This window comes from Roseivivax sp. GX 12232 (assembly GCF_021272185.1).
Lineage (GTDB): Bacteria > Pseudomonadota > Alphaproteobacteria > Rhodobacterales > Rhodobacteraceae > Roseivivax.
Map to the genome: position 1 here is coordinate 22946 of NZ_JAJSEC010000014.1, position 25311 is coordinate 48256.

General features: G+C 69.9%; 25 protein-coding genes. 10 read left to right on the plus strand and 15 right to left on the minus strand.

The features are described from left to right. Positions 1-50: 50 nt before the first annotated feature. Genes LR948_RS17665 through LR948_RS17690 form a run of 6 tightly spaced genes read right to left on the minus strand, consistent with a single transcriptional unit; the run spans position 51 to position 7174 of the window. The gene (locus tag LR948_RS17665; protein ID WP_232755414.1) at positions 51-800 is read right to left on the minus strand and encodes an Asp/Glu racemase; all 750 of its coding nucleotides are present in this window, start codon (positions 798-800) and stop codon (positions 51-53) included. Next, positions 797-2017: an NAD(P)/FAD-dependent oxidoreductase gene (locus LR948_RS17670; protein WP_232755415.1), complete on the minus strand. Its 1221-nt coding sequence runs from the start codon at positions 2015-2017 to the stop codon at positions 797-799. Before LR948_RS17670 ends, LR948_RS17665 begins: the two co-directional genes overlap by 4 nt. Next, positions 2014-4317, minus strand: coding sequence for a xanthine dehydrogenase family protein molybdopterin-binding subunit (locus tag LR948_RS17675; RefSeq protein ID WP_232755416.1), 2304 nt, complete (start codon positions 4315-4317; stop codon positions 2014-2016). Before LR948_RS17675 ends, LR948_RS17670 begins: the two co-directional genes overlap by 4 nt. Beyond that, positions 4314-5630: a TRAP transporter large permease gene (locus LR948_RS17680; RefSeq protein WP_232755448.1), complete on the minus strand. Its 1317-nt coding sequence runs from the start codon at positions 5628-5630 to the stop codon at positions 4314-4316. The genes LR948_RS17675 and LR948_RS17680 overlap by 4 nt, the downstream gene beginning before the upstream one ends. Before the next feature lie 12 nt (positions 5631-5642). Then, positions 5643-6149, minus strand: coding sequence for a TRAP transporter small permease (locus tag LR948_RS17685; RefSeq protein ID WP_232755417.1), 507 nt, complete (start codon positions 6147-6149; stop codon positions 5643-5645). Positions 6150-6175: 26 nt separating this feature from the next. Beyond that, positions 6176-7174, minus strand: a complete 999-nt coding sequence (locus LR948_RS17690; protein WP_232755418.1) for a C4-dicarboxylate ABC transporter substrate-binding protein — start codon at positions 7172-7174, stop codon at positions 6176-6178. Positions 7175-7746: 572 nt separating this feature from the next. Between LR948_RS17690 and LR948_RS17695 the strand changes: the two genes are divergently transcribed. The 6 genes from LR948_RS17695 (at position 7747) to LR948_RS17720 (ending at position 13323) form a co-directional block, all read left to right on the plus strand. Further along, entirely contained in the window at positions 7747-8106 is a 360-nt protein-coding gene (locus tag LR948_RS17695; RefSeq protein WP_232755419.1) for a YqjD family protein, read from the plus strand. 1 nt (position 8107) lies between these two features. Further along, positions 8108-8449: a hypothetical protein gene (locus tag LR948_RS17700; RefSeq protein ID WP_232755420.1), complete on the plus strand. Its 342-nt coding sequence runs from the start codon at positions 8108-8110 to the stop codon at positions 8447-8449. 73 nt (positions 8450-8522) lie between these two features. Then, the gene (locus LR948_RS17705; RefSeq protein WP_232755421.1) at positions 8523-9599 is read left to right on the plus strand and encodes an AI-2E family transporter; all 1077 of its coding nucleotides are present in this window, start codon (positions 8523-8525) and stop codon (positions 9597-9599) included. 121 nt (positions 9600-9720) lie between these two features. Beyond that, positions 9721-10374 (plus strand): protein-L-isoaspartate O-methyltransferase, encoded by a 654-nt coding sequence (locus LR948_RS17710; RefSeq protein WP_232755422.1) that lies wholly within the window; start codon positions 9721-9723, stop codon positions 10372-10374. A gap of 57 nt (positions 10375-10431) precedes the next feature. After that, positions 10432-11838, plus strand: a complete 1407-nt coding sequence (locus tag LR948_RS17715) for a TolC family outer membrane protein (RefSeq protein ID WP_232755423.1) — start codon at positions 10432-10434, stop codon at positions 11836-11838. 72 nt (positions 11839-11910) lie between these two features. Beyond that, complete coding sequence (locus tag LR948_RS17720) at positions 11911-13323, plus strand: hypothetical protein (RefSeq protein WP_232755424.1); 1413 nt, start codon at positions 11911-11913, stop codon at positions 13321-13323. A gap of 238 nt (positions 13324-13561) precedes the next feature. On the opposite strand, the gene LR948_RS17725 is transcribed toward LR948_RS17720, so the two are convergent. Beyond that, entirely contained in the window at positions 13562-13882 is a 321-nt protein-coding gene (locus tag LR948_RS17725; RefSeq protein ID WP_232755425.1) for a DUF6280 family protein, read from the minus strand. Between the two features lie 214 nt (positions 13883-14096). Here LR948_RS17725 and efp point away from each other — a divergent pair, with 214 nt between their 5' ends. Continuing rightward, positions 14097-14660: an elongation factor P gene (gene efp / locus LR948_RS17730; RefSeq protein WP_232755426.1), complete on the plus strand. Its 564-nt coding sequence runs from the start codon at positions 14097-14099 to the stop codon at positions 14658-14660. A 478-nt stretch (positions 14661-15138) separates the two neighbouring features. On the opposite strand, the gene LR948_RS17735 is transcribed toward efp, so the two are convergent. From LR948_RS17735 to LR948_RS17750, 4 genes are read right to left on the minus strand one after another with little or no spacing between them, the layout of a single operon-like run. Beyond that, entirely contained in the window at positions 15139-15939 is an 801-nt protein-coding gene (locus LR948_RS17735) for a fructosamine kinase family protein (protein WP_232755427.1), read from the minus strand. Beyond that, positions 15936-16679 (minus strand): folate-binding protein YgfZ, encoded by a 744-nt coding sequence (locus LR948_RS17740; protein WP_232755428.1) that lies wholly within the window; start codon positions 16677-16679, stop codon positions 15936-15938. Before LR948_RS17740 ends, LR948_RS17735 begins: the two co-directional genes overlap by 4 nt. A 58-nt stretch (positions 16680-16737) precedes the next feature. Continuing rightward, positions 16738-18537: an ABC transporter ATP-binding protein gene (locus tag LR948_RS17745; RefSeq protein ID WP_232755429.1), complete on the minus strand. Its 1800-nt coding sequence runs from the start codon at positions 18535-18537 to the stop codon at positions 16738-16740. Continuing rightward, complete coding sequence (locus LR948_RS17750) at positions 18537-19247, minus strand: tyrosine-protein phosphatase (RefSeq protein WP_232755430.1); 711 nt, start codon at positions 19245-19247, stop codon at positions 18537-18539. The genes LR948_RS17745 and LR948_RS17750 overlap by 1 nt, the downstream gene beginning before the upstream one ends. 178 nt (positions 19248-19425) lie before the next feature. On the opposite strand from LR948_RS17750, the gene LR948_RS17755 reads away from it, so the two are divergent. Then, positions 19426-20622 carry an alanine--glyoxylate aminotransferase family protein gene (locus LR948_RS17755; RefSeq protein WP_232755431.1) on the plus strand — a complete coding sequence of 399 codons (1197 nt, stop codon included), beginning with the start codon at positions 19426-19428 and terminating at the stop codon, positions 20620-20622. 5 nt (positions 20623-20627) lie between these two features. Here LR948_RS17755 and LR948_RS17760 read toward each other — a convergent pair whose 3' ends face one another. The 4 genes from LR948_RS17760 to LR948_RS17775 all read right to left on the minus strand — a co-directional run bounded on the left by LR948_RS17760 (position 20628) and on the right by LR948_RS17775 (position 23102). Beyond that, positions 20628-20807: a hypothetical protein gene (locus tag LR948_RS17760; RefSeq protein ID WP_232755432.1), complete on the minus strand. Its 180-nt coding sequence runs from the start codon at positions 20805-20807 to the stop codon at positions 20628-20630. Positions 20808-20898: 91 nt separating this feature from the next. Further along, on the minus strand, positions 20899-22020 hold the full coding sequence (locus tag LR948_RS17765; protein WP_232755433.1) for a pyridoxal phosphate-dependent aminotransferase: 1122 nt from the start codon (positions 22018-22020) through the stop codon (positions 20899-20901). Between the two features lie 39 nt (positions 22021-22059). Then, the gene (locus LR948_RS17770) at positions 22060-22386 is read right to left on the minus strand and encodes a DUF1992 domain-containing protein (RefSeq protein ID WP_232755434.1); all 327 of its coding nucleotides are present in this window, start codon (positions 22384-22386) and stop codon (positions 22060-22062) included. Positions 22387-22460: 74 nt separating this feature from the next. Then, complete coding sequence (locus tag LR948_RS17775; RefSeq protein WP_232755435.1) at positions 22461-23102, minus strand: NAD(P)-dependent oxidoreductase; 642 nt, start codon at positions 23100-23102, stop codon at positions 22461-22463. 122 nt (positions 23103-23224) lie between these two features. On the opposite strand from LR948_RS17775, the gene LR948_RS17780 reads away from it, so the two are divergent. Together LR948_RS17780 and LR948_RS17785 are read left to right on the plus strand one after the other, a co-directional pair. After that, positions 23225-24511, plus strand: a complete 1287-nt coding sequence (locus LR948_RS17780) for a lipoprotein-releasing ABC transporter permease subunit (protein WP_232755436.1) — start codon at positions 23225-23227, stop codon at positions 24509-24511. Then, the gene (locus tag LR948_RS17785) at positions 24504-25190 is read left to right on the plus strand and encodes an ABC transporter ATP-binding protein (protein WP_232755437.1); all 687 of its coding nucleotides are present in this window, start codon (positions 24504-24506) and stop codon (positions 25188-25190) included. The genes LR948_RS17780 and LR948_RS17785 overlap by 8 nt, the downstream gene beginning before the upstream one ends. The last annotated feature ends 121 nt before the right edge of the window (positions 25191-25311 follow it).

Here is a 25311-nt window from a genome sequence, read left to right on the forward strand (position 1 = left end):
GCCTCTGCGCGGTTAATTGCGGCCCGGTGGCGCGGGCCCGAAAGGGCCCTTCAGTGCTCCTCGAAGATCCGCCCGCGGCCGCGCAGCTGGTCGGTGATGCCGGCGCCGCGGAGGGCGTGCCAGGCGCTGACCGTGTTGATCGAGATCACCGGTTTCTCGAGCCAGCGTTCGGCCTCGGCGGCGACCGCGGCACCGGCGAGATTGGTGCCGACCTGCACCAGTGCCTCGACCTCGGGGGCGTCGAGGGCGCGCAGGGCGCTCCGGATCCGCGCCTCGGGCACCTCGGCGATGGCCCGCGGGCTCGCGCATTCGAGCCCGGTCAGGGCCAGCACCTCGAAGCCTGCTTCCTCGAGCCATGTGCGGACCTGCTCGTCGCCCTTGGGCATATGCGGGGTCAGCACGGCGATCTTTGTCGCGCCGAAGGCCCGGAGCCCGGCGGCCACCGCCTCGGAGCCCAGGACCACCGGCACGCCGGCGTGCGCCTCGAGCTTGGCGGAAAGGTCCCGCGAGCCCTCGAGCCCGCCCCAGAAGGCCTCGAGCGCCACGCCCATGATCAGCCGGTCGACCCCGGCGGTCATCACCTGCGAAGCCGCGGTCTCGATGCCCGCCCGCATTGCGGCGACGTGATCGAGAAAGTTGTCCGAGGAGATCGGCTTGTTGCTGATCGGGATGCGGCCGAGGTGATAGGTCACCCCGGGCAGCCGCAGGGCGTCGGTCTCGGGCTGCACGATGGTGTTGGTGGAGGGCACCACCACGCCGATCTTCTGGCGATATCCCAGGGCGTCGGTTCCGGAGGTCATCGGGCAGGGCTCCTTTCTGTGTCGGACAGCGCGGCGAGGCCGGCGATCAGCGAGGCGTTCATCACCCAGGCGCGGTGGCGCTCGGGGTCGGCGCAGGTGGCGCGCAGCTCCTCGGCGGCGGCGCGGCGGGCCTCGGGGGTGCGCGCCTCGAGGCGTTTCTTGTTCTGGATGGTCTGGGCCTGCACGTAGCGGTCGGCCATGCCGCGCCGCTCGCGGTCGTAGGCCTCGAAAAGCGCCTCGGCGTCACCCGGCGCGGCGCGGGCGGCGACCAGCTTTTCCGCGAGGTTGATCGCGTCGTGGATGCCCGAGTTCATGCCCAGCCCGCCGAGCGGGTTGTTTACATGCGCCGCATCCCCGGCCAGGAAGACCCGGCCCTTGCGGAAGGCCGCGGCCACGCGCTGGTTGACCGCGTAGATGTTGCGATGGGCGATGTCGGGCAGGTCGAGCGTGCTGTCGAGCCCCTGGATCTGCGCGCGGACGTAGTCGTCCGAGGTCGGGTCCAGCCCTGCATCGGCGGCGGGCGCGGGAAAGACGATGCGCCAGAGCCCCGGCGGCCCCTCGTGCGGCACCTTGAAGAGCGCGCACCACTGGGTCGGATCCAGCACGTAATTCCGCACCCGGAAGCCCCGGTCGAAGAAGTCGCGCGGGGTGGTCAGCACGAGAAAGCGTTCCTCGTAGGTGAAGCCTTCGAAGGCGATGCCTAGGGTCTTGCGGGTGGCGCTGCGCCCGCCGTCGCAGCCGACCAGGTAGTCGACGCGCTGCTTGTGCGACCCGTCTGGCCCCCGGGCGGTGAGCGTCACGCCCTGGGCGTCCTGGGTGAATCCCGTCACCTCGGTCGCGAGGCGCAGCGTGCCGGGGCGGAGCGCCTCGATGGCGCGGGCATTGGTGTCGGCGACCTTGAACTGCTCGCATTGCACCGCAAAGGGGTAGGGCGTCGCGCCTTCGAGCCGCCCGTAGTCGTATTCGGCGAGGATCTCGTCCGAGGCGCGGTCGCGGAACTGGAAGACCGGCGCCTTCAGCCCCTTCGCGATGATCTCCGCCCCGGTGCCGAGCTCGGAGAGCATCTCCAGCGTCGGGGGTTGCAGCGTCGCGGCGCGGGGATCGGCGGGCAGGCTGGCCTCGCGCTCGTAGAGCGTGACCTCGAAGCCTTGGCGCAGCAGCGCCAGCGCCATGCTGGTGCCCACGGGGCCGGCCCCGATGACGGCGCAGGATGTCATGGCGTCTCCTTTTGGTTGAGGGCCTGCCAGACCCGCGCCGGGGCAGCGGGCATGTCGATGGGCCCCGCGCCGGCCGAGGCCAGGGCGTTGTTGACCGCGTTCATCACCGCCGGCAGCGCGCCGACCGTGCCGCTTTCGCCCGCGCCCTTGGCCCCCAGCGCATTGGCGGTGGTGGGCGTCGGGCAGGGGGTGAGCCCGAGGAAGGGCAGGTCGTTTGCGCGGGGCAGGGCGTAATCCATGAAGGAGCCGCTCAGAAGCGCGCCGGAGGCTCGGTCGAAGACCATCCGTTCGCAGAGCGCCTGGCCCAGCCCCTGGGCGATGCCGCCATGCATCTGGCCCGCGGCGAGAAGCGGGTTGATCACCGTGCCCAGGTCGTCGGCGACCCGGTAGGAGAGCACCGAGACGGCGCCGGTCTCGGGGTCGATCTCGACCTCGGCCAGGTGCACGCCGTTGGGGAAGGTGCCCGCCTCGGTCGCCTCGAAGGCCTCGGCGGCATAGGCGCGTCCGGTGGCGCGGCAGAGCTCCTCGAGGGTGACGAAGCGGTTGCCGCCCTGGGCGTGGAAGCTGCCCTCGCGGAATTGCACCTTGTCCTCAGGGGCTTCGAGAAAGCCCGCCGCATCGGCGCGGGCGGCGCTCAGGATGTCGCGCGCGGCCTTCGCCATGGCGTGGCCGGCCGAGGACATGGTGCGCGAGCCGAAGGTGCCGGTGCCGAGCCGCACCGCGTCGGTGTTCCCGGCGGTGACCTCGAAGGCGCCGGACCAGCCCAGAAGGTCGTGCAGGATCTGGCGGTAGGCGGTGGCATGGCCCTGGCCTGCGTCGCCCGAGCCGATGGAGAGCCGCGCGCCACTCTCGGCGCCGATCTCGAGCCGGGCGAACTCGGGTAGCTGCGCGCCCTTGGGCCCGCCGCCCGCCGGTTCGATCGCCGCGGCGATGCCGAGGCCGCGCAAGCGCCCCAGCGCCTCGGAGCCCGCGCGCCGCTGGGCAAAGCCCGCGCGGTCTCCGGCCCTCAGCGCCAGCTCCAGCGCCGCCGGGAAATCGCCGCTGTCGTAGAGATAGCCGAGCGGCGTGGCATAGGGCATCTCCTCGGGGCCGATCATGTTGCGGCGGCGCAGATCGGCGGGGTCGAGGCCCAGCCGCGCGGCGGCGATGTCGACCATGCGCTCGACGATATAGATCGCCTCGGGCCGCCCGGCGCCGCGATAGGGCGCCATATGCATGGTGTTCACGAAGACGCCGCGCATCACCGTGTGCAGGACCGGCGTGCGGTAGACCCCGGCGAGCCCCGGCAGGTTCGAGGTCATCGGATGCATGGACATCTGCCCGAGCTGCGCGCCGACCGGGGCGTAGCCGTCGACCCCGAGCCCGAGGAAATGCCCCTCGGCATCAAGCGCCAGCGTGGCGTCGACCGACATCTCGCGTGACTGGGTGTCCGACAGGAAACTGTCCGAGCGGGTCGCGCGCCAGCGCACCGGGCGGCCGGTCCTGCGCGCGGCCAAGAGGACCAGCGCATCCTCGGGGTAGGCGCCGTTGCGCATCCCGAAGCTGCCGCCGGTCTCGGAGACCTCGATGCGCAGGTCTTCGGGCGCGAGGCCCAGGACATGCGCCAGCTCGCCGCGCACGCGGTGCGGGGCCTGGGTGCCGGTGCGCAGCGCCAGCCGCCCGTCGGGCAGGGGGCGGGCCAGCGCGTTCCGCGGCTCGAGCGCCACCGCCGCGACGCGGCTGATCTCGAGCCGGGCGGTGACGACGTGATGCGCCTCGTCCAAGACCGCTTGCCAGGCTCCTGGGTCGCCCAGCTCCTGCGTGAAGGCGAGGTTGGGCCGGTCGGCCCAGACGCGCGGGGCCGCGGGGTCGGAGGCGGCGCGGGGCTCGGTCACCGCCGGGGCATCCTCGATCTCGGCGAGGATCAGCTCGGCGGCGTCGAGCGCCTCGGCCTCGCTGTCGGCAATCACTGCCGCGATGGGCTCTCCGGCCCAGCGGACGGCACCCCGGGCGAGCGGGTAAAAGGGCGTGGGCGCCACCTCGCAGCCCGGCGGCACGTAGCGCAGCGCGAAGGGCGCGAGCTCCGCCATGTCCTCGCCGGTCAGGATCAGCCGCACGCCCGGTGCCGCGCGCGCCTCGTCGAGGTCGAGCGCCGCGATCCGCCCGGCGGCATGGTCGCTGCGCAGGACATGCAGCCAGAGCGCGCCCTCCTCGGCGGCGTCATCGGCGTAAAGCCCCGCGCCGCGCAGCAGCCTGTCGTCGGCGGGCCGGGTCTCGGCCCGGCCGATCCGCCGCCAGCCGGCGGGCCGCGGCCCGCTCACAGCCGCACCTCGGGCAGCCAGAGCGCCAGCGCGGGCACCGCGATCAGCAGGATCAGGAGGATCAGATCACACAGCAGGTAGGGCGCCGCCGCCCGGGCGATGGTCCAGTAGCTGGTGCCCGGCGGCGCCACCCCCTGCATGACGAACAGCAAGAGCCCGAAGGGCGGGGTGGTGCCGCTCATCTCGATGGCGAGCAGCATCACCAGCCCGAACCAGATCGGATCGAAGCCGATGGCCTGCGCGATGGGGAAGAAGATCGGGATGGTCAGCAGCATCATCGAGATCGCGTCGACGAACATCCCCAGCACCAGAAGCACCGCGAACATGATCAAAAGCATGGTGATCGCATCGAGCTCGAACCCCGTGGCCCAGCGGATCAGGCCCGAGGTCGCCCCCGAAAAGGCCAGCACCTGCGAGAAGGTCTTGGAGGCGATGATGATGAAGAACACCATGACCGTGACGCGCAGCGTTCCGTCGAGCGATTTCACGATCATCGCGACGTTGAGCCGTCCGTAACAGGCCGAGAGGAAGAGCACCGAGAGCACCCCGAAGGCGGCGGCCTCGGAGGGCGTGGTGATGCCCAGAAGGATCAGCCCGACGACCGAGAAGACCACCAGCGACATCGGCAGGATGTAGACGCAGACCAGGCGCAGCTTCTCCAGCGTGTTCACCGTCTCGACGTCATAGGCCGGGGCGATCTCGGGCCCGCCGCGGCGCAGTTGCAGCCAGATCGTCGCGAGGTAGAGCAGCGCCAGCACCAAGCCCGGCAGCACGCCCGCCAGCAGCAGGTCGGCGATGCTGATCTGCGCGATCGAGCCCAGAAGCACCGCCAGCGTCGAGGGCGGGATCAGCAGCGCCAGCCCGCCCGAGCCGATGATCGGCCCGATCGACATGTGCCGGCGGTAGTTGCGCTTTTCCATCTGCGGCAGGAGCAGGCTGCCCATCATCGCCGTATTGGCCATGTTCGAGCCCGAGAGCGCCGCGAAGATCGTCCCGCAGAGCACCGAGATGTAGCTCAGCCGCCCCGGCGCCTTGCGCAGCGACTTGTCCAGCGTCTCGATGATCTTCAGCGCGATGCCCGAGTGGAAGAAGAGGTTCCCCATCAGGACGAACATCGGCACGGTGACCAGCACGAAGCTGGTGACCGCCTCGCCGGTATTGGCGGCGAGCTGCTCGATGCCGATCCAGCCGCCCATGAAGATATAGGCCCCGATCAGGTTCGCGATCAGGAAGGCGAAGGCCACCGGCACGCAGAGCGCCATGAGGCCGATCACCATGCCGAGCATGACGAAGGCCGCTTCCCACCATTCCATCATCACCATGGCTCAGAGGCTCTCTGCGTCGGGGTCGATGCCGCGGTAGAGCGACTCTCGGGTGATCAGGAAGCGGGCGAATTGCACCGCCGAGAGGCCGAAGCACAGCACGATCGGGGCGTAGAGCAGCCAGCGGGTCAGGAAGTTGGCGCGGATGTCGACCACGCCGATGTTCTGCAGCGTGACCGGCACGGCGGCCCAGGCGACCACCAGGCAGGCGGTCACGCAAAGCAGGATCACCAGGACCTCGATCACCCGGTTGACCCTTGCGGGCAGCATGGCGCGGAAGGCCTCCATCGAGACATGGCCCTTTTCGCGCAGGAGCCAGGGCGTGCCGAGCGCCGCGATATAGAGAAGCGCGTATTCGGTGATCGCCACCGCCCAGTTGATCTGGAACATGCGCAGGCTGCGCGTGGTGACGTCGTAGATGATCGCGGCGAAGACGAAGGGAAGGATCGCCGCCGCGATCAGGGCCAAGGCGTTCAGCACCCGGTCGAATAGGGACCAGAAGGTCTGCATGGAAGTCTCCCGGGGGCTGGCGCCCGTCAGCTGGCGTTGGCCGCGTCGACGATCTTGCGGAACTCCGCGGCGCGCTCTGCGCCGAGCGTCTCGGAGACGCTTTCCCAGAAGGTCTCCTGGAAGGCATTGGTGATCTGCGCCTCGCCCGCGCCCTCGAGCACGATGTCCTCGACCCCGGCCTCGGCCAGTGCGGCGCTGTCCACCTTCTCGAGGTTCTGCGCCGCCTCATAGGCCAGCATCTCGTGCTTCATCACCATCTCCATGAGATAGTTGCGCTGGGCCTCGGTGAGCCCGTCGAAGCTGGCGGCGTTCATCGCCAGGATCGTGTTGCCCTGCCGCCAGGTCGGGAAGATGCGGTACTTCAGGAACTCCTGCCAGCCGCCCGAGCTGACGCCGATGGTGGTGAAGCCGATGCCCTCGACCAGGCCGCGCTCGAGCGCGGTGTAGATGTCGCCCGCCGGAATATCGACGCGGGCGATGTCGAGCGCGGAATACATCGGATCGTAGCTCGAGCCGCCGCGGATCTTCATGTCGGCCAGCGCGATGGTGCCGTCCTCGGCGATCTCGGGCTTCTCGGTGGTGTAGAACTGGAAGGCGTAGCCGGTGCCCATGGCGCCGAGGAAGGCCACGCCCGCGCGTTCGCGCGAGGCGGCGTCGATGGCCTCGTGCAGGCCCGCGGCGCGCAGCTTGTCGGCGGGCACCGAGGCCGCGTCGAGCGGCGTCAGCTCGGGGATCTGGCGCTGGTAGTAACCCGCCGGGCCCATGTACATGTCGATGATCCCGCGCGAGACGGCGTTCATCTGCTCGTTGCGCGGGATGATCTCGGTGCCGCCGCGCAGATCGATCTGCAGCACACCTTCGCCATTGGCGTTCACGTCCTCCACGAAGGCCAGGTAGCTCTTCATCAGGTCGTTGGTGGAGGGCAGCGAATAGACCGCCGAGATGGTCGCCTCTTCGGCGCTGGCGATCCCGGCGGTGACGACAAGCGCGGCGGCCCCCGCCTTCATGCGAGTGATAAACGACATAGTGAGTCCTTGCCTCCTGCTGGCGTGACGGAGCGAAGTCAGGGCCGAGAGGGCGCGCGGCGGCGGCCGGTCCGACGGGTCGGACAAGCCTCGCCCTGACCGCAGCACTCCTGCCTCCGGATGTGGGCGAGCCCGCGCCGAGTTGCGCGGCCTCAATGTATACTAAATTTCCGGGCGTTTGCGATTCGCGCAAGGATTTTCGGTCAGAGATCGCGCGGGCGCAGGAATGTTTCGCGGGGTGGGTGTGGCGGATTTTTTGTGACGGGTCAGGGCGGTCTTACGATAAATCACATTATTTCTGTGGCTTGCGGCGCGTTCTTCAGAGCCTCGTTCGGCGCGCAAAATTCCCCAGCGTGGATGCGGAAAATTTGGGCGCTCAATCAGCGCCTCCGATTTGGGATACAAAATCGCCCCTCTCGGCCCCCTCGCACCACCCCGCCAGACCCGCCGCGCAGCCCCCGATCCGCCCGTGCCGCTCCGCAGCATCGACGCCCGAAAGCCCGTCCGGTCCCGGGAACCTCCGGCGGGGGCGCGGCGTTTTCACCGCGACCCACAGAAGGAGACGCTCGAAAATGGCCCAAAGCCAGTCCAACGCGAACATCAAGGACGTCGAGTCCCAGGCCGCGCGCTCGACCGGCAGCGACACCGAGGCGCTCAAGGCGCAGATCGACTCGCTGAAGGCGGATCTGGCCTCGATCACGGAACTTCTGGGCGACATCGGCGCACGTCGGAAGGACGAGACCGTCGAGGCGGCCCGCAAGCGCTACGATTCCGCCCGCCGGGACGGCGAGCGCATGTATGAGGACGCCCGCGACCGCGCCCAGGAGGCGCAGGACCAGGCGCTCGAGGCGGTGCGCCGCCAGCCGGTCACCGCGCTCGGCATCGCCGTGGCGGCGGGCTTCTTCGCGGGCCTCCTGACCAGCCGGAAGTGACATGGCGCTGATCCCGCAATTCGAACTGGCCGCGCGGCGCAAGCTGCGCGGCGCCGCCTTTTCCATCGTCGGCGTGCTGCTGATCCTGGCGGGCGCCGGCTTTCTTTGCGTCGCACTTTTCATCGTGCTGGCCGAGCTGCGCGACACGCTGTTTGCCACGCAGGTCATCGGCGGCGGGCTCTTTGCCTTCGGGCTGATCTTCCTGGGCATCGGCAAGATCATCTCGCGCCGCCCGCGCTACGTGGCACCGGTCGGCGGGGCGGCCGCCGCGCTGCCCATCGCGCAGCTGATCGAGGGCTTCGTGGTGGGGCTCGAGGCCGGGCGCCGCTCGCGCCGCCGTTAATCCCGCGCCGGACGGCGGGCCGGGGCGTCTGTTCATCTGACTGACCGGCCCCGCTGCCGGGCTGGAGGCTTTCGTGAGGCAACGCAAGGACGGCATGGCGACCGCGCTGGTGATCGTGGCCAGCATCCTGGTCGCCGGGGTGCTTTATGTCTCGCAGGACATCGCGGCGCCGATGACGCTGGCGATCATCACCGGCATCATTTTCGCCCCGGTGATGGAGGCCTTCGACCGGATGGGCCTGCCAAAGGGCCTCGGCGCGGCGCTGATCCTTCTGTTCACCCTCGGCGCGCTGGCCACGGCGGTGGTCTCGCTCGAGCCGGTGTTCTGGCGCTTCGTCGATGCGGTGCCCGCGATCCGGCGCGAGATCGAAGAGATCGTCTTCCTGTTCCGCGACACGCTGCAGAGCCTCGGCAACGTCAACGAGGAGGTGAAGGAAGCCCTCGGCGGCGGCCCCGGCGGCGCCTCGGGCGGCGGCGAGGAGGAAGAGGCCGCGGTCCCCAGCCTGACCGACGCGCTCTTTGCCGCGCCCGCGGTCTTCACCCAGTTCCTGATCTTCGCCGGCACCTTCTACTTCTTCCTGGTCAACCGGCTCTCGGTCTATTCCTTCCTGGCCGGGCGGCTCAGCGCGGCAGGCGAGGGCGAGACCATCAAGACCCGCTTCCGCGTCGCGGAATACCTCGTCTCGCGCTATTTCATCGCCATCACCATCGTGAACTTCGGCCTGGGCTTCGCCACGACCGCGGTGATGACCGCCTTCGGCATGCCGCTGCCTTACGTCTGGGGCTTCGCGGTGGCGATCATGAACTACGTACTCTACCTCGGGCCTGCGCTCATGGTGGTGCTCCTGCTGGTCGCAGGCCTCGTCAACTTCGAGGGCATCATGGTCGCCGCCCCCGCCGCCGCCTTCCTGACGCTCAACATGATCGAGGCGCAGTTCGTCACCCCGGCCTTCGTCGGGCGGCACGTGAAGCTCAACCCGCTGGTGGTCTTCCTCTCGCTGGTCTTCGGGCTGTGGTTCTGGGGCCCGATCGGCGGCATCGTGGCGATTCCCGTCCTGGTTTGCGGGCTGGCCATGGCCGACGACAAGATCATCGCCCGCTACAACCAGACCCGCGGCATCGGCCGCCCGCCCGAGCCCCGGGACGTGTGATCCTGACAACGAAGTGATCGGCATCCGCCCCGAGCGGCGATTTAGGCGGTTCGGTTTGTTGCCGCCTCCGGTAAGCTGTGGCAGAACCGGAGGTGATTTACTGAACGAAAGAGTTTAGCGGATGCAAGACTACGCGACCCTCCGCCGGGTGATGGTGGACACTCAGGTCCGCCCCTCGGATGTCACCAAGTTTCCGATCATCCAGGCCATGCTCACCGTCCCGCGCGAAGCCTTCCTGCCCAACGACAAGGCCGAGGTCGCCTATGCCTCCGAACATGTCGCGCTGACGCCCGACCGCACGGTGCTGGCGCCGCGCACCTTCGCCAAGATGCTCGAGGCGCTGAACGTGACCTCGGACATGCTGGTGCTCGATATCGGCTGCGGCTACGGCTACTCGGCGGCGGTGCTGGCGCATATCGCAGAGGCGGTCGTCGCGGTGGAGGACCTCGAGGAGGTCACCCCCGAGATCGCGCAGCTTCTGTCGGATCATCACGCCGACAACGTCGTCCTGCACCAGGGCCCGCTGACCGAGGGCGCCGCCGAACACGGCCCCTATGACGCGATCATGGTCGAGGGCGGCATCGAGGAGCTGCCCGAGGGGCTCGAGGCGCAACTCAAGGAGGGCGGGCGCATCGTCTGCCTCTTCGTCGAGGGACGGCTCGGCACGGTGCGCGTCGGTCACAAGATCGACGGCCATCTGAACTGGCGCTACTCCTTCAACGCCAGCGCGCCGGTGCTGCCGGGCTTCGCGACCGAACGGGCCTTCGCGCTGTAAGCGCGAGGCAGGGCCCGGGGCGGCCCGCGAGACAACAGGGACAGGGCAGGGACCGCCATGCGCACAGGTGTCATCTTCAAGGCCGCGGCTCTGGCCGCGACGCTGGTTTCGGGCGCGGTGGCCCAGGCCGACACGCTCGCCGACGCGATGGTCGGCGCCTATAACACCAGCGGCCTGCTCGAGCAGAACCGCGCGGTGCTGCGCGCCGCCGACGAGGATGTCGCCCAGGCGGTCTCGGCGCTGCGCCCGGTGCTGAACTGGTCCGCCGATGTGACCCGCAGCTTCAGCGAGAGCCGCACCTCCAGCAGTTTCGGGCAGGTGGTCAACCGCGTGACCGAGGAAGCCTCGATCGGGCTCACCGCCTCGCTCCTGGTCTATGACTTCGGCCGCACCCGGCTGGGTGTCGACGCCGCCAAGGAGGCGGTGCTGGCGACCCGCTCGCAGCTGGTCTCGATCGAGCAGCAGGTGCTCCTGCGCGCCGCCCAGGCCTTCTTCAGCCTCGAGCGCGCCCAGCAGACCCTGCGCCTGCGGCAGAGCAACCTCAACGTCATCAGCCGCGAGCTGCGCGCCGCCCGCGACCGCTTCGAGGTCGGCGAGGTCACCCGCACCGACGTGGCCCTGGCCGAGGCGCGCCTGGCCGAGGCCCGCAGCCAGCTCGCCGTGGCCGAAGGCGATGTCGCCACCGCCAAGCAGGAATACCTGCGCGCCACCGGGCGCCAGCCGGGCGGGGTGAACATGCCCGCCCGGGTGCCCGCGATCCCCTCTTCGCTCGAGACCGCGACGAGCATCGCGCTGCGCACCCATCCCGACCTCGCCGCGGCTCAGCACCAGGTGGCGCTGGCCGAGCTGAACATCGCCATCGCCCGCGCTACGCTGAAGCCCCGGGTCGAGCTGTCGGGCAACTACGGCGTGACCCAGGATCTCGAGGATCACGACAACTACCAGCAGGGCGGCTCGATCTCGCTCGGCGCCTCCGGGCCGATCTACCGCGGCGGCGCGCTGACCTCGGCGCTGCGCCAGTCGGTCGCCAACCGCGACCAGAACCGCGCCAACCTGCATGTCGCCTCGGAGCAGGTCCGCCAGAACGTCGCCAATGCCTATGTGAACCTCCAGGTCGCCCGCTCGGCCATCGAATCGAGCCAGCGCCAGGTCGAGGCCGCCCAGGTCGCCTTCAACGGCGTCCGCGAGGAGGCCCAGCTGGGCGCGCGCACCACGCTCGACGTGCTGAACGCCGAGCAGGACCTTCTGGACGCGCGCACGCTGCTGATCTCGGCCCGGGTCGACGAATATGTCGCCGCCTACAACGTGATCTCGGCCATGGGCCGGCTGACCGTGGGCGAGCTGGGCCTGCCGGTCCAGCAGTACGACCCTTCCGCCTATTACAACCTGGTCAAGGACGCCCCGGCGCTGTCCTCGCAGGGCGAACAGCTCGACCGTGTCCTGCGTGCGATCGGAAAAGACTAAGGTTGTTCCGGTCTGTTGTGCGGACCCCGGCGCGCGGCTACACTTCCCGCCTGAGGCAGAGCGGTGAAGAACATGTCAAAACCAGTCTCGAACGTGGAAATCGAGGATGTGCTGGCGTCGATTCGCCGGCTGGTGGCCGATGACGGACGCCGGCCCGGCGCGCCGGCTGGGGCGTCTACTGGGGCGGTGAATGCGGTGCAGGAGCCGGCACTGGAGGCCGCGCCCGAGCGCGCGACCCTGCCTGCCGGGGGCGAGGCCCCCGCACGGCCCGACCGGCTGATCCTGACCCCCGCACAGCGCGTGCCCGAAGCCGCCGAAAGCGCCGCCTCGCCCGAGGCTGCGGAAGAGGCCGGGCCGATCCTGCTCACCGATCCCGCGCCGGAACTGGCCGAGGCACCCGAGGTGGACCTCTCCGCGGATCTGGAAGATGCGGTGGAGGAGGAGGAGGCGCTTGAGGCCGAGGTTGCGCCCGAGGCCGACGCCGAGGAGCTTTCCGAGGTCGCACCCGTGGAGCAGCCTTCCGAGAACTTCGAGGCCGAGACCAAAGCGGCACGTGAGGCGGGCAGGGCCCAAGCGGAGCCCGACGCGCCGCAGGCCTCCGAGACCGCCGAGGACGCCACCGCGCCCCGCGAGGAGAGCCCCGCCGATCTCGACGCCGATGCGCTGACCCGCGTGGTGCAGGACGAGCTGGCCGCGCTTCTGGCCGCCCATTCCTCCTCCGCAGCCGAGCCGCAGGAGGCACGCGAGGCGGACACCGAGGCCGCCGAACCCGCCGCCACCTTCCGCCCCGACCCCGCGCTGGGAGCCGCCCGCACCGGCGCCGCGGCGCGCAGCGCGGCCGAGATGCTGCGCGCGCTTTCGCCCGCCGAGGACCCGGCGACCGAATCCGAGGCCGACCCCAGCCCTTCGACCATGCCCGGCCAGCGCCGCGCGGCGCCCGAGGTCTCCGAGACCCCCGCCGCGGGCCGCCCGACCGAGGCGCCCAGTGCCGCCGAGGCCGAGGAGATGGCGCGTTTCGACCGCCCCCGCCCGACGGGTCTCAGCCTCGAGGAGAAGATCGCCGAGCTCGAGACCATGATCGGCGGCAAGGCCCAGGGTTGGGGGGAGGGTGCATCCACTGAGACTGCGCCCGAGACCGCGCCCGAAGAGGCCGCGCCCGCCGCCAGCGTGGGCCCGGAGGCCGCCGTGCAAGGCGTGCCCGCCGAGCCGCTCGAATGGGAGGATTCGCCCTACGGCAGCGCGCTCTTCCAGTCGCGCCGCGCGGGCAAGCTCGCCCGCATGGCCGAGGACCTGGGCAGCGACCTGCCCGAGGAGCCCGCGCCCCAGGCGCTGCCCGCCATGGACGAGGCGGCGCTGCGCGAGCTGGTGGCCGAGGTGATCCGCAAGGAGCTGCAGGGTGTCCTCGGCGAGCGCATCACCCGCAACGTCCGCAAGCTCGTGCGCCGCGAGATCCAGCGCACGCTGGCGAGCCAGGACTTCGAGTAAGGCCCGAGGGGCCGCTCAGGCGGGCCGCAGACGGGCAGGGGCTTCCTTGGGGGCTCCGTGGTCAGTGCAGGGCAGGGAAAGCCTGTGTGCGCCTGTGAGAGCCTCTGACCGGCCCCTTAGGAGAGGGGCGCTCTCCTCCGCGACCCGACGCGCCTCAAAACGCCACCCCGCGCCAGCCACCAACAAAAAAGGCGCGCCCCGCAGGACGCGCCAAATCTGAACTCTTGACTGGATGCGCTCAGGCGGCTTCCGCCTGAAGCGCGGCGTTGCGCCGTTCGCTTTCCTCGCGCGACAGCGCCACCGAGGTGCGCACGCCTTTGCCGACGAATTCCATCAGACCTTCGACAACACGCTCGTTGGGGTCGATCCCGGCGCAGCTCAGCACCTCACGACCATCCCGCGAGCGCGCCCAGCGGGCGATCTGCTCGGGACCGTTGCCGTATTTCTTGTCATCGGCGATGGCATCGTCGAGCGCAGCAAGCACAACGGCAGCGAAGAGCTTGCGGGCACGGTTGCCCTGCTCGGAATTGAAGGCCGTTGCGTCAACGAAATCTCGCATGGGTCGTCCTTTAAATTATTGCTCTTGTGTTTCGGGCGTAGGGGGCCTTATGGCGTATTTGGTTCGATTCGGATACAGCATAAACGCATAGCTCGCTTGCATCCGGTGCATATCTCTGGCGCGCCCGTCACAGGATCTGGTGAGGTTGCAGGCGTGCTGATGGCCAGATATAGGGTCGGCCAAGCACCGATCAACCTTTTGCCACGGTTTTGCCATGCCCAAGATCAACGGAAACGAAATCCGCCCCGGGAACGTCCTGGAGCACGCCGGAGGCCTCTGGGCCGCGGTCAAGGTCGACCACGTGAAGCCCGGCAAGGGCGGGGCCTTCGCCCAGGTCGAGCTGCGCAATCTGCGCAACGGCTCGAAGCTGAACGAACGCTTCCGCTCGGCCGACAAGGTCGAACGCGTGCGGCTCGAACAGCGCGACATGCAGTTCCTCTTCGAGGCCGACGGCCAGCTGACCTTCATGGATGCCGAGACCTTCGACCAGGTGACGCTCGACGCCGAGATCCTCGGCGAGCGCCGGCCCTTCCTGCAGGACGGCATGACCATCGTGGTGGAATTCTACGAAAGCGAGGCGCTGAACGCGACGCTGCCCCAGAAGGTCACCTGCACGGTCGTCGAGACCGAGCCGGTGGTGAAGGGCCAGACCGCGGCGAACTCCTTCAAGCCTGCCGTCCTCGACAACGGCGTGAAGGTCCAGGTGCCGCCCTTCGTCGGCCAGGACGAGGCCATCGTGGTGAACACCGAGACGATGGAATACGCCGAGCGGGCGTGAGGTTATCCGGGCGCGTCGGGGGGACCCGGGGCGCCTGATCCGATAGACCGCGCGGGGTGGGACCCCGCACGGGCATCTTTGGCAAAACCCCCGCCCGATTGGGCGGGGGTTTTGCGTGTCAGGGGGCGCTGCCCCCTCTGCGGGCCTTGTCGGCCCGCAATCACCCCCGAGGTATTTTTGCCAAGCTGAAGCCTGTGGGGGTGGTGCATGTTGGGGTGCTGCGCGCCGGGGGCGGGGCGTGTTTGGAGTTGTTGTGTGGGGCGCCTGTGGTGAGGGCTGTGCGCCGTGTGGGCCGGGGGCGCGGTTTTTGGGGGATTGCTGGCGCGCGGGTGAGCGGGGCCGAGTGTGTGTCGGTTGGTGCGCTCATTGTGAGGGCGCGCTGTGCGGGGATCGTGTCGGGCGGTGCCGCCATGGCTGAAGGCGGGCGCCTCAGGGCCCGCTCTGCGGTGCGAGCGGCCCGCGCGCCCCTCCGTGGCGCTCAGGCGCCGGCTTCGGTGAGCAGGCGGTCGACCAAAGGCGCATAGCTCTCGCCGAAGAGGCGCAGGTGCACCAGCGCGGGCCAGAGCTTGTAGATCGGGTCGCGCTCGGAATAGCCGGGCTCGAGCTTGCCGTAGCCGCGCCAGAAGGCGGGGTCGGGCTCGCCGAAGAGCGAGAGCATCGCCAGGTCGACCTCGGAGTGGCCGTAATAGGCGGCGGGGTCGATCATCACCGCGCGCTCGGCGGTGAAAATGAGGTTCCCGGTCCAGAGATCGCCGTGCAGCAGCGCGGGCTTCGGCGCGCGCGGCAGGTGCTCGCCCAGGCCCGCGCAGAGCGCCTCGATCCGGCTGCCGAGCCCGGCGGGCAGATAGGGCAGGAAGGGCAGGAGCCGGCGCTCGGCCCAGAACTCGGGCCAGGTCGGCAGGGTCTCGTTGGGGATGCGCAGGCTGCCGAAGGCGTAGTCCTCGCCCCAGCCGTAGCCCTGGCCGTCCCAGGAGTGCATCCGCGCCAGCGCCTGGCCGAAGTCCGACCAGCGGCGCGGGCCCGGGGCGGCCTCCTCGAGGTATTCCAGGCAGATCAGCCCGTGTTCGGCGTGCAGCACCTCGGGCACCGGCGCGTAGAGCATCGCCATGGTCGAGAGCATCCGCGCCTCGGCATCGACCAGCGGGCCGCGCTTGGCGACCAGCCGCTGGCCGTCGTCGAGGGTGACCAGCGCCACCTCGGAGAGATCGCCGCCGTGCAGCGGCTCGTGGCGCACCACATGGCTGCCGTAGGTGTCGAGGAGCGCCTGGGGAAGGCTCATGCCTGCACCTTGACCCGGGCCGCGCCGGCCTCCATCTCGCCGCCCGCGCGGGCAAAGCGCAGGAAGGCCAGCCCGGCGCCGCCGGCCTGGGTGAAGAGCGTGCCCGCGGGCTTGCCGTCGCGGGTGATCTCGGTGCCGGGCTCGGCGCTGCCCGCGACCTCCACGAGCGCGAGGCCCTTCTTAAGCTCGGTCTTGTGCTTCATCCGGGCGGTGACCTCCTGGCCGACGAAGCAGCCCTTGCGGAAGTCGACGCCGTTCAGCCGCTCGAAGCCCATCTCGAGGATGTAGCTGTCAGGCGTCAGCTCGACGCCCGAGGCGGGCACGCGGGCCTGGACGCGCAGCGCGTCCCAGTCGACGCCCTCTTCGGAGGGGCGGCCGTCGTAGGCGCGCCAGCCCATGCGCGGGTCGCGCGGGTCGGCGAAGGCGCCCTCGGGCGCGGGGCCGGTGCCGCGGGCGACCGCGATCTCGGTGCGCTCGATGGTGACCTTGGCGCGCAGATTGTAGAGCGCCAGCGCCTTCTCGAGGTCGTCGGCCAGGGGCGCGGCCACGTCGAGCAGGATGCCCGCCTCGCCGTCGGAGACCAGCATGAAATCGGCGCGATACTTGCCCTGCGGCGTCAGAAGCGCCGCATAGACCGGCCCTTCGTGCAGGCGGTCGAGGTCGTTGGTCACCAGGTTCTGAAGGAAGTGATGGGCCTCCGCGCCGGAGATGCGGAAGACCCTGCGGTCCGTCTCGCTCATGTCTGCCTCGTGTTGTCGGGGGAACTGTAGCCTTTGTGGCGGCGGGCTCGCAACCGGGCTAGCGGGAGCTGTCGACCTGCAGGCGGTGCAGATCGGCGTAAAGCCCGCCCTCTGCGAGCAGGCTTTCATGGGTGCCCTCCTGCGCGACCCGGCCTTCCTGCAGGACCACGATGCGGTCGGCGTCGCGGATGGTCGAGAGCCGATGCGCGATGACCAGGCTGGTGCGGCCGCGGGCGAGCCGGTCGAGCGCCTCCTGCACCTCGGCCTCGACGCGGGCGTCGAGCGCGGAGGTTGCCTCGTCCAGAAGCAGCACGGGCGTGTCGCGCAGGATCGCGCGGGCGATGGCCACGCGCTGGCGCTGCCCGCCCGAGAGCTTGGAGCCGCGCGGGCCGACCGGCGCGTCGAGCCCGCCCTCGATGTCGGGCAGGAAGCTTGTCACATGGGCGGCGTCGAGCGCGGCCTGCAGGCGCTCCTCGGAGATGTCCTCGCGGCCGAGCAGGATGTTGTCGCGGAGCGATTCGTCGAAGAGCAGCGCATCCTGCGAGACCACCGAGTAGAGCGCGCGCAGGTCGCCGAGCTTCATCTCGTGGGTCGGCACGCCGTCGAGCGTGACCGCGCCGTTTTTGGGGTCGATGAGCCGCGTGAGGAGGTTGAAGACCGTCGATTTGCCCGCCCCGGACGGGCCGACCAGCGCGGTGACCTTGCCGGCCTCGGCGGTGAAACTGGCGCCGCGCAGGACGGCGGTGTCGCCGTAGCCCGCGGTGACCGCCTCGAGCCGGACCTCGGGCATGGAGGCGGGCGCGGGCTTCGGCCGGGCGGGGTCGCGCACCTCGGGCTCGAGGTCGAAGAGCTCGCGCAGCCGCTCCAGCCCCGCCAGCGCGGGCTGCAGCGTGCCCGAAAGCGCGCCGAGCCGGCGCAGCGGCTCGAAGGCCAGGCCTATGGCGGTGAAGAAGGCGACGAAATCGCCGACCGTCTTGTCGCCCGACATGATCTCGGAGCCGCCGAAATAGAGGACCGCGGCGAAACCCATGCCGGACATGATGTCGATGAGGCCGGGCACCGCCGCCGAGGCCGCGGAGCTGCGGATCTTCACCCAGAGCAGCCGGTCGGCCAGGGCCCGGAAGCGGCCCGCCTGGTAGTCTTCCAGCGTGTTGAGCTTGATCGGCACGATGCCGGTGAAGATCTCGTTCAGACGGGTCGAGAGGCCCGCCTGCATGTCGCGCGCCCGCCGCGAGGTGCCGCGCAGGAAACGCTGGATCGCGAAGGCGGGCAGTATCAGCACCGGCGCGCCGACGAGCGCCACCAGCGTCCACTGCCAGTCGATCGCGAAGGCCACGCCGAAAAGCGAGATCAGCGCCACCGCGTCGCGGCCCGCGCCGGTCAGCACCGCCTTCCAGACCGAGTTGATGGTGTTCACGTCGCCGCTCAGCCGCTGCATCAGGTAGCCCGGCCCGTAGGTCTGGTGGAAGCTGCCGTCGAGCCGCATGACGTGGCGCAGAAGGTCCTCGCGCAGCTCGTTCACGCTGATCTGCGAGACCCGGCCGAGGATCGTCTTCTGGGCGATGCCGGCGATGGCGCGGATGGTGAAGATGCCGAAGAAGATCAGCCCCACGAGGCCGATCATATTGGCCTCGCCGCCGACGAAGACCCGGTCGAACATCGGCTTCATCATGTAGGAGAGCGCGCCGAACATGGCGCCCTCGATCGACATGAAGAAGAAGGCCGCGATGAACCAGGCCCAGTGCTTGGCCAGGTAGTCGCGGCCGATCCAGCGCACCAGTGCCAGGCGTTCGCCGAAGGTGTTGTCCTCCGGGGTGATGTCGTCCTCGGTCGAGCGGAGCGGGCCCTTGGTCTGCATCAACTTCCCTTCGCCGCCGTGGCCTCCGCGGGCGGGCGGCCCGCGTCGAACTCGGCCTGCATGGTTTTCGCGTGGTATTCCGTGGCGATCCAGTCCTCGAAGCCGATCACGCCCTTGGCCTGGCGGGCCTCGAAGACGTCGAGGATGTAGTCCTGGATGCCGGTCTTGGTGGACTTCAGGTGCACGTAGCGCAGGCCCAGCTGCTTGCGGGCCTCGGCGATCGAGGCGCCCTCGAAGACCAGCAGGTAGACCGCGCTCATGATCCCGGTGCGGTCGGCGCCGGACTTGCAGTGGAAGACCACCGGCTTCTCGGCCTCGCGCAGCGCGGCGATGGCGGTCAGGAAGCGTTCGCGGCTCGAGGCCTGGCGGGCCCAGAGCTTGGCGTCGATCAGCTTCAGGCCAAGCTCGTCGCAGATTTCCTTCTCGAAGAGGTAGAAGGAATATTTGTCCGGGCCGCGCAGGTTCACCACCGTCTTGATGCCGCGTTGGCGGAAGCGGCGGAAGCGGCGGTGGGTGGGATGGTTCGAGCGGAAGACCCCCGGCGCGATCTCGTAGAAATTGGTCCAGAAGCCGCGCAGGATCGCGTGATCGAAGAGCGAGAAATGCACATGCGCCAGCGCGCGCTGCATCGGGGTCGAGATATCCCGCCCGAAGGAGCGCATGAGGCGGCGTTCGGCCTCGCCGATCCGGGTCCAGAGGGTCTTGATCATGACGTCCGACTTCATCCTGCGTGCGGGGGTCTACCGGCTTACGCCCCGGGGGGAAAGCCTTTCCCCGGGCCTTGGGCGATTTGCCCCGCTCGGGCGTTGACGCGGCAGACCCGGTAGCTAGTCTCCGCCCGACCCCTCTGCAAGTGGCAGGCGGGAGAGGAAAGGAACCCCCCCCCGGATGTCGCTTGCCCACGGCCGCCCCTATCTTGCCATCCCCGGCCCCTCGGTCATGCCCGATGCGGTGCTGCAGGCCATGCATCGCGCCTCGCCCAATATCTACGAGGGCGAGCTGGTCGAGATGGTCGCGGGCATCGCGCCGGACCTCAAGCGGGTGGCCTGCACCGAAGGCCATGTGGCGATCTATATCGCCAATGGCCACGGTACCTGGGAGGCGGCGCTGGCCAATGTCGCCATGCCCGGCGAGCGGGTGCTGGTCTGCGCCACCGGGCGCTTCGGCCACGGCTGGGCCGAGATGGCCGAGCGCATGGGCATCGAGGCCGAGATCCTCGAGTTCGGCCGCCAGGCGCCGATCGACCCCGAGGCGCTGAAGGCCCGGCTGGCCAAGGACGCGGGCCAGGAGATCAAGGCGGTCCTGACGGTCCATACCGACACCTCCAGCTCGGCGCGCTCGGACATCGCCGAATGCCGGCGGGTGCTCGAGGAGGTCGGCCATCCGGCGCTTCTCATGGTGGATTGCATCGCCTCGCTGGGCTGCGACCGCTACGAGATGGACCTCTGGGGCGCGGATGTGACCATCACCGCCTCGCAGAAGGGGCTCATGGTGCCGCCGGGCCTGGGCTTTGTCTTCTTCAACGACCGCGCCGCCGAGGTGCGTCGCGCCATGCCGCGGGTCTCGCGCTACTGGGACTGGAGCGAGCGCGCCGCGCCCGAGATGTTCTACCAGTATTTCGGCGGCACCGCGCCGACGCATCACCTCTACGGGCTGCGCGCCGCGCTGGACCTGATCCACGACGAGGGGCTCGAGGCGGTCTGGGCGCGCCACGCGGTCCTGGCCCGCGCGATCTGGGCCGCGGCCGAGGTCTGGGGCGAAGAGGGGCCCCTGCGGCTCAACATTCCCGATCCCGCGCATCGCAGCCACGCGGTTACCGCGCTGCGGCTCGGGGCGCCGCATGGCGCGCGGCTCCGGGCCTGGACGGCGGAACAGGCGGGCGTGACGCTGGGCATCGGGCTCGGCATGTCCGAGGAGGGCGACCCCAAGGGCGAGGGCTTCTTCCGCTTCGGCCACATGGGCCATGTGAACGCCCATATGATCCTGGGGCTCCTGGGCACGGTCGAGGCCGGGCTTTCGGCGCTTGGCGTGCCGCATGGGCCGGGCGGCGTCTCGGCGGCGGCGCGGGTGATCGCGGGGGGCTGAGGCGCTCAGGCGCGGCGGGCGGCCAGCCGTGAGACCCCGAGGTTCAGAAGCCAGCCCAGCAGCAGCACCACCGGCAGGCCGAAGACAACCTGCACCACGGCGAAGATCCAGAACAGGTTGATCCCGCCCATGATGAGCGCCGCGGTGGTGTAATCCGGTGCCCGGCCGGGCGGCCTGTCGCGCATCGCTCTCTCCCGCGTCTCGACGGGGAAACGATAACGCCACGGCGGAATTTGGGAAGGGGGCGGTCTGCCCCCGGACCGCGCTTAAGGCGCTTCAGCCCTCCGCCGTCTCCCGCACGTCGGCCAGCGCCAAGGGCAGCATCTCGGCCAGCACGTCGAGATCCTCGGGCGTGCCGCAGCTCACCCGGATGCAGCGGTTCTGCGGCGCGTCGAAGGGCATCCGCACGAAGACCCCGCGCGCCACCAGTGCATCCAGCACCGCCTTGGCGAAGGCGCCGTCGCCGCCGCAGTCGATGGTGACGAAATTCGTCGCCGAGGGCAGGGCGGTCAGCCCGTTGGCCGCGGCGATCTTGGCGATCCGCTCCTTGGCCTTGGCGACCCCGGCGCGCACCTCCTCGAGCCAGACCCGGTCGTTGAGCGAGGCCAGTGCCGCCACCTGCGCGGGGCGGTTCATGCCGAAGTGGTCGCGCACCTTGTCGAAGGCCCGGATCAGCCCCGGCGCGCCGCAGGCATAGCCGACCCTGAGCCCCGCCAGCCCATGCGCCTTGGAGAAGGTCCGCATGCGGATTACCCGCGGGTCGTCGGGGTCGATGGCGGGCGCGGTGCCCGCGGGGCCGAACTCCACGTAGGCCTCGTCGAGCAGCAGCAGCGTGCCTTCGGGGATGCGGTCGAGCTGGGCGGCGATCTCCTCGCCGGACCACCAGCTGCCCATCGGATTGTCGGGATTGGCGAAATAGACCAGCTTCGCGCCGGTCTCCCGCGCGCGGTCGAGAAGCGCGGGCAGATCCTCGCGCTCGTCGGCGGCGAAAGGCACCTTGTGCAGCGTCCCGCCGAAGCCGTTCACATGGTAGTTGAAGGTCGGATAGGCGCCGAGGGTGGTCACCACCGGGTCGCCCGGCTCGATCAGGAGCCGCACCAGCACGCCCAGAAGCCCGTCGATGCCGGGGCCGACCACGATGTTCTCGGGCCGGGCACCCATATCCTCTGCGAGCGCGCGGATCAGGTCGTGATTGGCCGAATCGGCGTATTTCCAGACCTCCGCCGCCTCGGCCTTGAGCGCCTCGACCGCGCGGGGCGAAGGGCCGAAGACCGACTCGTTGGCGCCGATGCGGGCGCGGAAGGGCTGGCCCATCTTTCGTTCCTGCGCCTCGGGGCCCACGAAGGGCACATCGGTGGGCAGGGTCTCGGCGAGGCGGGTGAATCTGGGTCCGGTCATGCGCGCGAGTATGCAGTCCCGCGCCGGGGCGGCAAGGGGTCAGCGCCCGCGCAGCCGCGCCTCCTGCGCCATGGCGTGGCGCAGGCCCAGGTCGGCGACCCGGGCGCCCAGCCGGGCACGCTCTTCGGGGTCGGTGGCGCGCGCCAGGTCCGCCCGCGCGTCGCGCAACAGATTGCGCAGCTGCAGCTCCTCGGGCAGGGCGCCGGCCTCGGACATGATGCGATAGCCCGCGCGGGTCACCGGGTCGAGCCCGTCCGAGGTGTTGAGATCGGCGATCGGCCGGCCCGCGCCGGGCAGGTTGTCGAAGGCCCCGTCCTCGAGCGCGTCGAGCATCTTCTGTTCGGCGATGCGCGGGAAAAGCGACATGCGGGGGGTGTCCTTGTCTCGAGAGGGCGGTCCGTCGGGCCGCGCCTCAGCCTAGCGCGATCCGCACCGCCCGCTCAACGGGCCAGAACCGGGTCTTCGCGGATGTGGCTGCCGTCCTCGATGGCATGCACCAGGAAATGCGCCACATCGGCGCGCGAGATCAGCCCCATGCGCCAGTCCTCGGGGCGCGAGAGCACCTTGTAGCGCCCGGTCATCGGGCGCTTGGTCAGGATCACCGGGCGGGCGATGGTCCAGTCGAGATCCGTGGCAGTGACCATCTCTTCCTGGCGGGTCTTGTCCTTGTAGGGCTCGCCCAGAAGGAAGGAATGGCCCATCCGCTCCAGCGTGGACAGCGCCGAGATCGAGCGCCCGGCGCCGATGCCGGTCACGATCAAGAGCCGCTTTGGCCCGGCCTCGCGCATCAGCGGCAGAAGCGCCTCGGTCGCCCGCGAGAACAGGCTGACCGGCTTCCAGAGCATCGAGAGGCTCTCCTTGATGCCGAGCGCGCTGACCACCGCGTCGACGCCTTCGAGCGCGGGCGCCAGGTCCTCCGCCGAGGTGGCATCGCCCGCCCAGGGCAGGAGCCGCTCGTGCTCATAGGTCATCTCGCCCGCGCCGCGCGCGAAGGCGCGCACCTCGTGGCCCCGCTCCAGGGCGTATTTCACCACCTCGAAGCCGATGCCCTTGGTGGCGCCGATCACCAGAATCCGCGTCATGTCCTGCCTCTTCGTCGCTTGCCCCAAAGCTAAGCGCGCGGGCGCCGAAGAAAAGGCGGGGGCGCGCTTGACCCTCGTGGGTTTAGCGATCACCTAGGCCCGAACGGCAGGAGTGGAGTGCCATGGCCCGACGCACCGCGCCCTTCGCGGGCTTCGAATGGATGATCGCCTGGCGCTATCTGCGCGCCAAACGCGCCGAAGGCGGGGTCAGCGTGATGACCTGGATCAGCCTTGTCGGCATCACGCTCGCGGTCTTCGCGCTGATCGCCACGCTGGCGGTGCGCTCGGGTTTCCGGGCCGAGTTCGTCGACACGATCCTGGGCGCCAATGCCCATGTCACGGTCTACACCCAGGGCGAGATCGACGAGGCCGGCAACGCCAGCCGCACCTTCGCGGAGTTCGACGACCGCGCCGCACGGGTGGCCGAGGTCGAGGGTGTCATCCATGCCGCCCCGATCGTGCGCGGCCAGGTCATGGCCAATGCCGGCGGGCGCAACTCCGGCGTCGAGGTCTTCGGGATGCGCGCCGAGGACCTGCAATCGCTGCCCCGGATCGTCGATCCCGAGACCGGGCGCGGGGACATTTCCGACTACGAGAGCGGCATCGCCATCGGCTCGGGCGTGGCCCGCGAGCTGGGCGTCGACCTCGGCGACCAGGTCAAGCTGATCTCGCCCGACGGGGTGAAGACCGCCTTCGGCCAGAGCCCGCGGGTGAAGTCCTACGACGTGGTCTACATCTTCTCGGCCGGGCGCTACGACATCGACCGCACGCGGGTCTACATGCCCTTCTCTGAGGCGCAGCTCTACTTCAACCGCGAGGGCCAGGCCGACGAGATCGAGGTCATGCTCGCCGACCCCGAGGAGGCCGCCGCCTACCGCCCGGCGATCCAGGCCGCCGCGGGCGCGGGCACCTACCTCTGGACCTGGGAGGACGCCTCGGGCGGCTTCCTCTCGGCGCTCGAGGTCGAGGACAACGTGATGTTCGTGATCCTCTCGATCCTGGTGCTGATCGCGGCGATGAACATCACCTCGGGGCTGATCATGCTGGTCAAGAACAAGGGCCGCGACATCGGCATCTTGCGCACCATGGGCCTGACCGAGGGCGCGGTGCTGCGGGTCTTCTTCATCTGCGGCGCCTTCACCGGGATCATCGGCACGGTGGCCGGGGTGATCCTCGGCTGTCTTTTCGCAGTCTACATCGACCCGATCTTCTCAGCGGTGAACTACTTGGCCGGCGGCGGGGTCTGGGACCCCTCGGTGCGCGGGCTCTACCAGCTGCCCGCCAAGCTCGAGGCGGGCGACGTGCTTTCCGCAGTGGCGCTGTCGCTGGGGCTGTCCTTCGTGGTCACGATCTTCCCCGCGCGCCGGGCGGCGCGCATGAACCCGGTGGAGGCCCTGCGCTATGAGTGAGCCGACGCTGAGCCTTGAGGGCATCGTCAAGACCTACAACAAGGGCCTGCCGGGCGAGGTGCAGGTCCTGCGCGAGGTCGACCTGAGTGTCGCCCCCGGCGAGGTCGTGGCGCTGGTCGCGCCCTCGGGCGCGGGCAAGTCCACGCTTCTGCATATGGCGGGGCTTCTCGACACGCCCGACGCGGGCCGGGTCGCCATCGGCGGGGCGGATATGACCGGCGCCAGCGACCGCGCGCGCACCCGGATGCGCCGCGAGGCGGTGGGCTTCGTCTACCAGTTCCATCACCTCTTGCCCGAGTTCACCGCCGCCGAGAACGTGATCCTGCCGCAGCTCGCCAATGGCACCGAACGCAGCGCGGCGCAGGACCGCGCGCGCAGCCTTCTCGACAGCGTCGGCATCGGCGCGCGGGCCGATCACCGCCCGGCGGCGCTGTCGGGCGGCGAGCAGCAGCGCGTCGCCTTCTGCCGCGCCATGGCCAATGGCCCGCGCCTGCTTCTGGCGGACGAGCCGACCGGCAACCTCGACCCCGAGACCTCCGACAAGGTCTTCGACGCGCTCATGCATCTGGTGCGCGAGACCGGCCTCTCGGCGCTGATCGCCACCCACAACCACACGCTGGCGCGGCGCATGGACCGGCAGGTCCGGCTCGACCAGGGGCGGCTCGGCGCCTTCGCCTGAACCGACCCGTCGCGGCGAATTATCGAGGACCCCGCGCCACTTGCGCGGGGTTCTTTCATTGGCCCGCGCAAATTGCTGTAAACCCGAAACATTCCTTCGCATCGGCCCGAACTGGGCAAAG

Excerpts from the sequence above, each read along its gene's own strand:
- LR948_RS17665 (WP_232755414.1), bottom strand. The coding sequence starts at position 800 with ATGACCTCCGGAACCGACGCCCTGGGATATCGCCAGAAGATCGGCGTG.
- LR948_RS17670 (WP_232755415.1), bottom strand. The coding sequence starts at position 2,017 with ATGACATCCTGCGCCGTCATCGGGGCCGGCCCCGTGGGCACCAGCATG.
- LR948_RS17680 (WP_232755448.1), bottom strand. The coding sequence starts at position 5,630 with ATGGAATGGTGGGAAGCGGCCTTCGTCATGCTCGGCATGGTGATCGGC.
- LR948_RS17685 (WP_232755417.1), bottom strand. The coding sequence starts at position 6,149 with ATGCAGACCTTCTGGTCCCTATTCGACCGGGTGCTGAACGCCTTGGCC.
- LR948_RS17690 (WP_232755418.1), bottom strand. The coding sequence starts at position 7,174 with ATGTCGTTTATCACTCGCATGAAGGCGGGGGCCGCCGCGCTTGTCGTC.
- LR948_RS17695 (WP_232755419.1), top strand. The coding sequence starts at position 7,747 with ATGGCCCAAAGCCAGTCCAACGCGAACATCAAGGACGTCGAGTCCCAG.
- LR948_RS17700 (WP_232755420.1), top strand. The coding sequence starts at position 8,108 with ATGGCGCTGATCCCGCAATTCGAACTGGCCGCGCGGCGCAAGCTGCGC.
- LR948_RS17710 (WP_232755422.1), top strand. The coding sequence starts at position 9,721 with ATGCAAGACTACGCGACCCTCCGCCGGGTGATGGTGGACACTCAGGTC.
- LR948_RS17715 (WP_232755423.1), top strand. The coding sequence starts at position 10,432 with ATGCGCACAGGTGTCATCTTCAAGGCCGCGGCTCTGGCCGCGACGCTG.
- LR948_RS17720 (WP_232755424.1), top strand. The coding sequence starts at position 11,911 with ATGTCAAAACCAGTCTCGAACGTGGAAATCGAGGATGTGCTGGCGTCG.
- LR948_RS17725 (WP_232755425.1), bottom strand. The coding sequence starts at position 13,882 with ATGCGAGATTTCGTTGACGCAACGGCCTTCAATTCCGAGCAGGGCAAC.
- efp (WP_232755426.1), top strand. The coding sequence starts at position 14,097 with ATGCCCAAGATCAACGGAAACGAAATCCGCCCCGGGAACGTCCTGGAG.
- LR948_RS17735 (WP_232755427.1), bottom strand. The coding sequence starts at position 15,939 with ATGAGCCTTCCCCAGGCGCTCCTCGACACCTACGGCAGCCATGTGGTG.
- LR948_RS17740 (WP_232755428.1), bottom strand. The coding sequence starts at position 16,679 with ATGAGCGAGACGGACCGCAGGGTCTTCCGCATCTCCGGCGCGGAGGCC.
- LR948_RS17745 (WP_232755429.1), bottom strand. The coding sequence starts at position 18,537 with ATGCAGACCAAGGGCCCGCTCCGCTCGACCGAGGACGACATCACCCCG.
- LR948_RS17750 (WP_232755430.1), bottom strand. The coding sequence starts at position 19,247 with ATGATCAAGACCCTCTGGACCCGGATCGGCGAGGCCGAACGCCGCCTC.
- LR948_RS17755 (WP_232755431.1), top strand. The coding sequence starts at position 19,426 with ATGTCGCTTGCCCACGGCCGCCCCTATCTTGCCATCCCCGGCCCCTCG.
- LR948_RS17760 (WP_232755432.1), bottom strand. The coding sequence starts at position 20,807 with ATGCGCGACAGGCCGCCCGGCCGGGCACCGGATTACACCACCGCGGCG.
- LR948_RS17765 (WP_232755433.1), bottom strand. The coding sequence starts at position 22,020 with ATGACCGGACCCAGATTCACCCGCCTCGCCGAGACCCTGCCCACCGAT.
- LR948_RS17770 (WP_232755434.1), bottom strand. The coding sequence starts at position 22,386 with ATGTCGCTTTTCCCGCGCATCGCCGAACAGAAGATGCTCGACGCGCTC.
- LR948_RS17775 (WP_232755435.1), bottom strand. The coding sequence starts at position 23,102 with ATGACGCGGATTCTGGTGATCGGCGCCACCAAGGGCATCGGCTTCGAG.
- LR948_RS17780 (WP_232755436.1), top strand. The coding sequence starts at position 23,225 with ATGGCCCGACGCACCGCGCCCTTCGCGGGCTTCGAATGGATGATCGCC.
- LR948_RS17785 (WP_232755437.1), top strand. The coding sequence starts at position 24,504 with ATGAGTGAGCCGACGCTGAGCCTTGAGGGCATCGTCAAGACCTACAAC.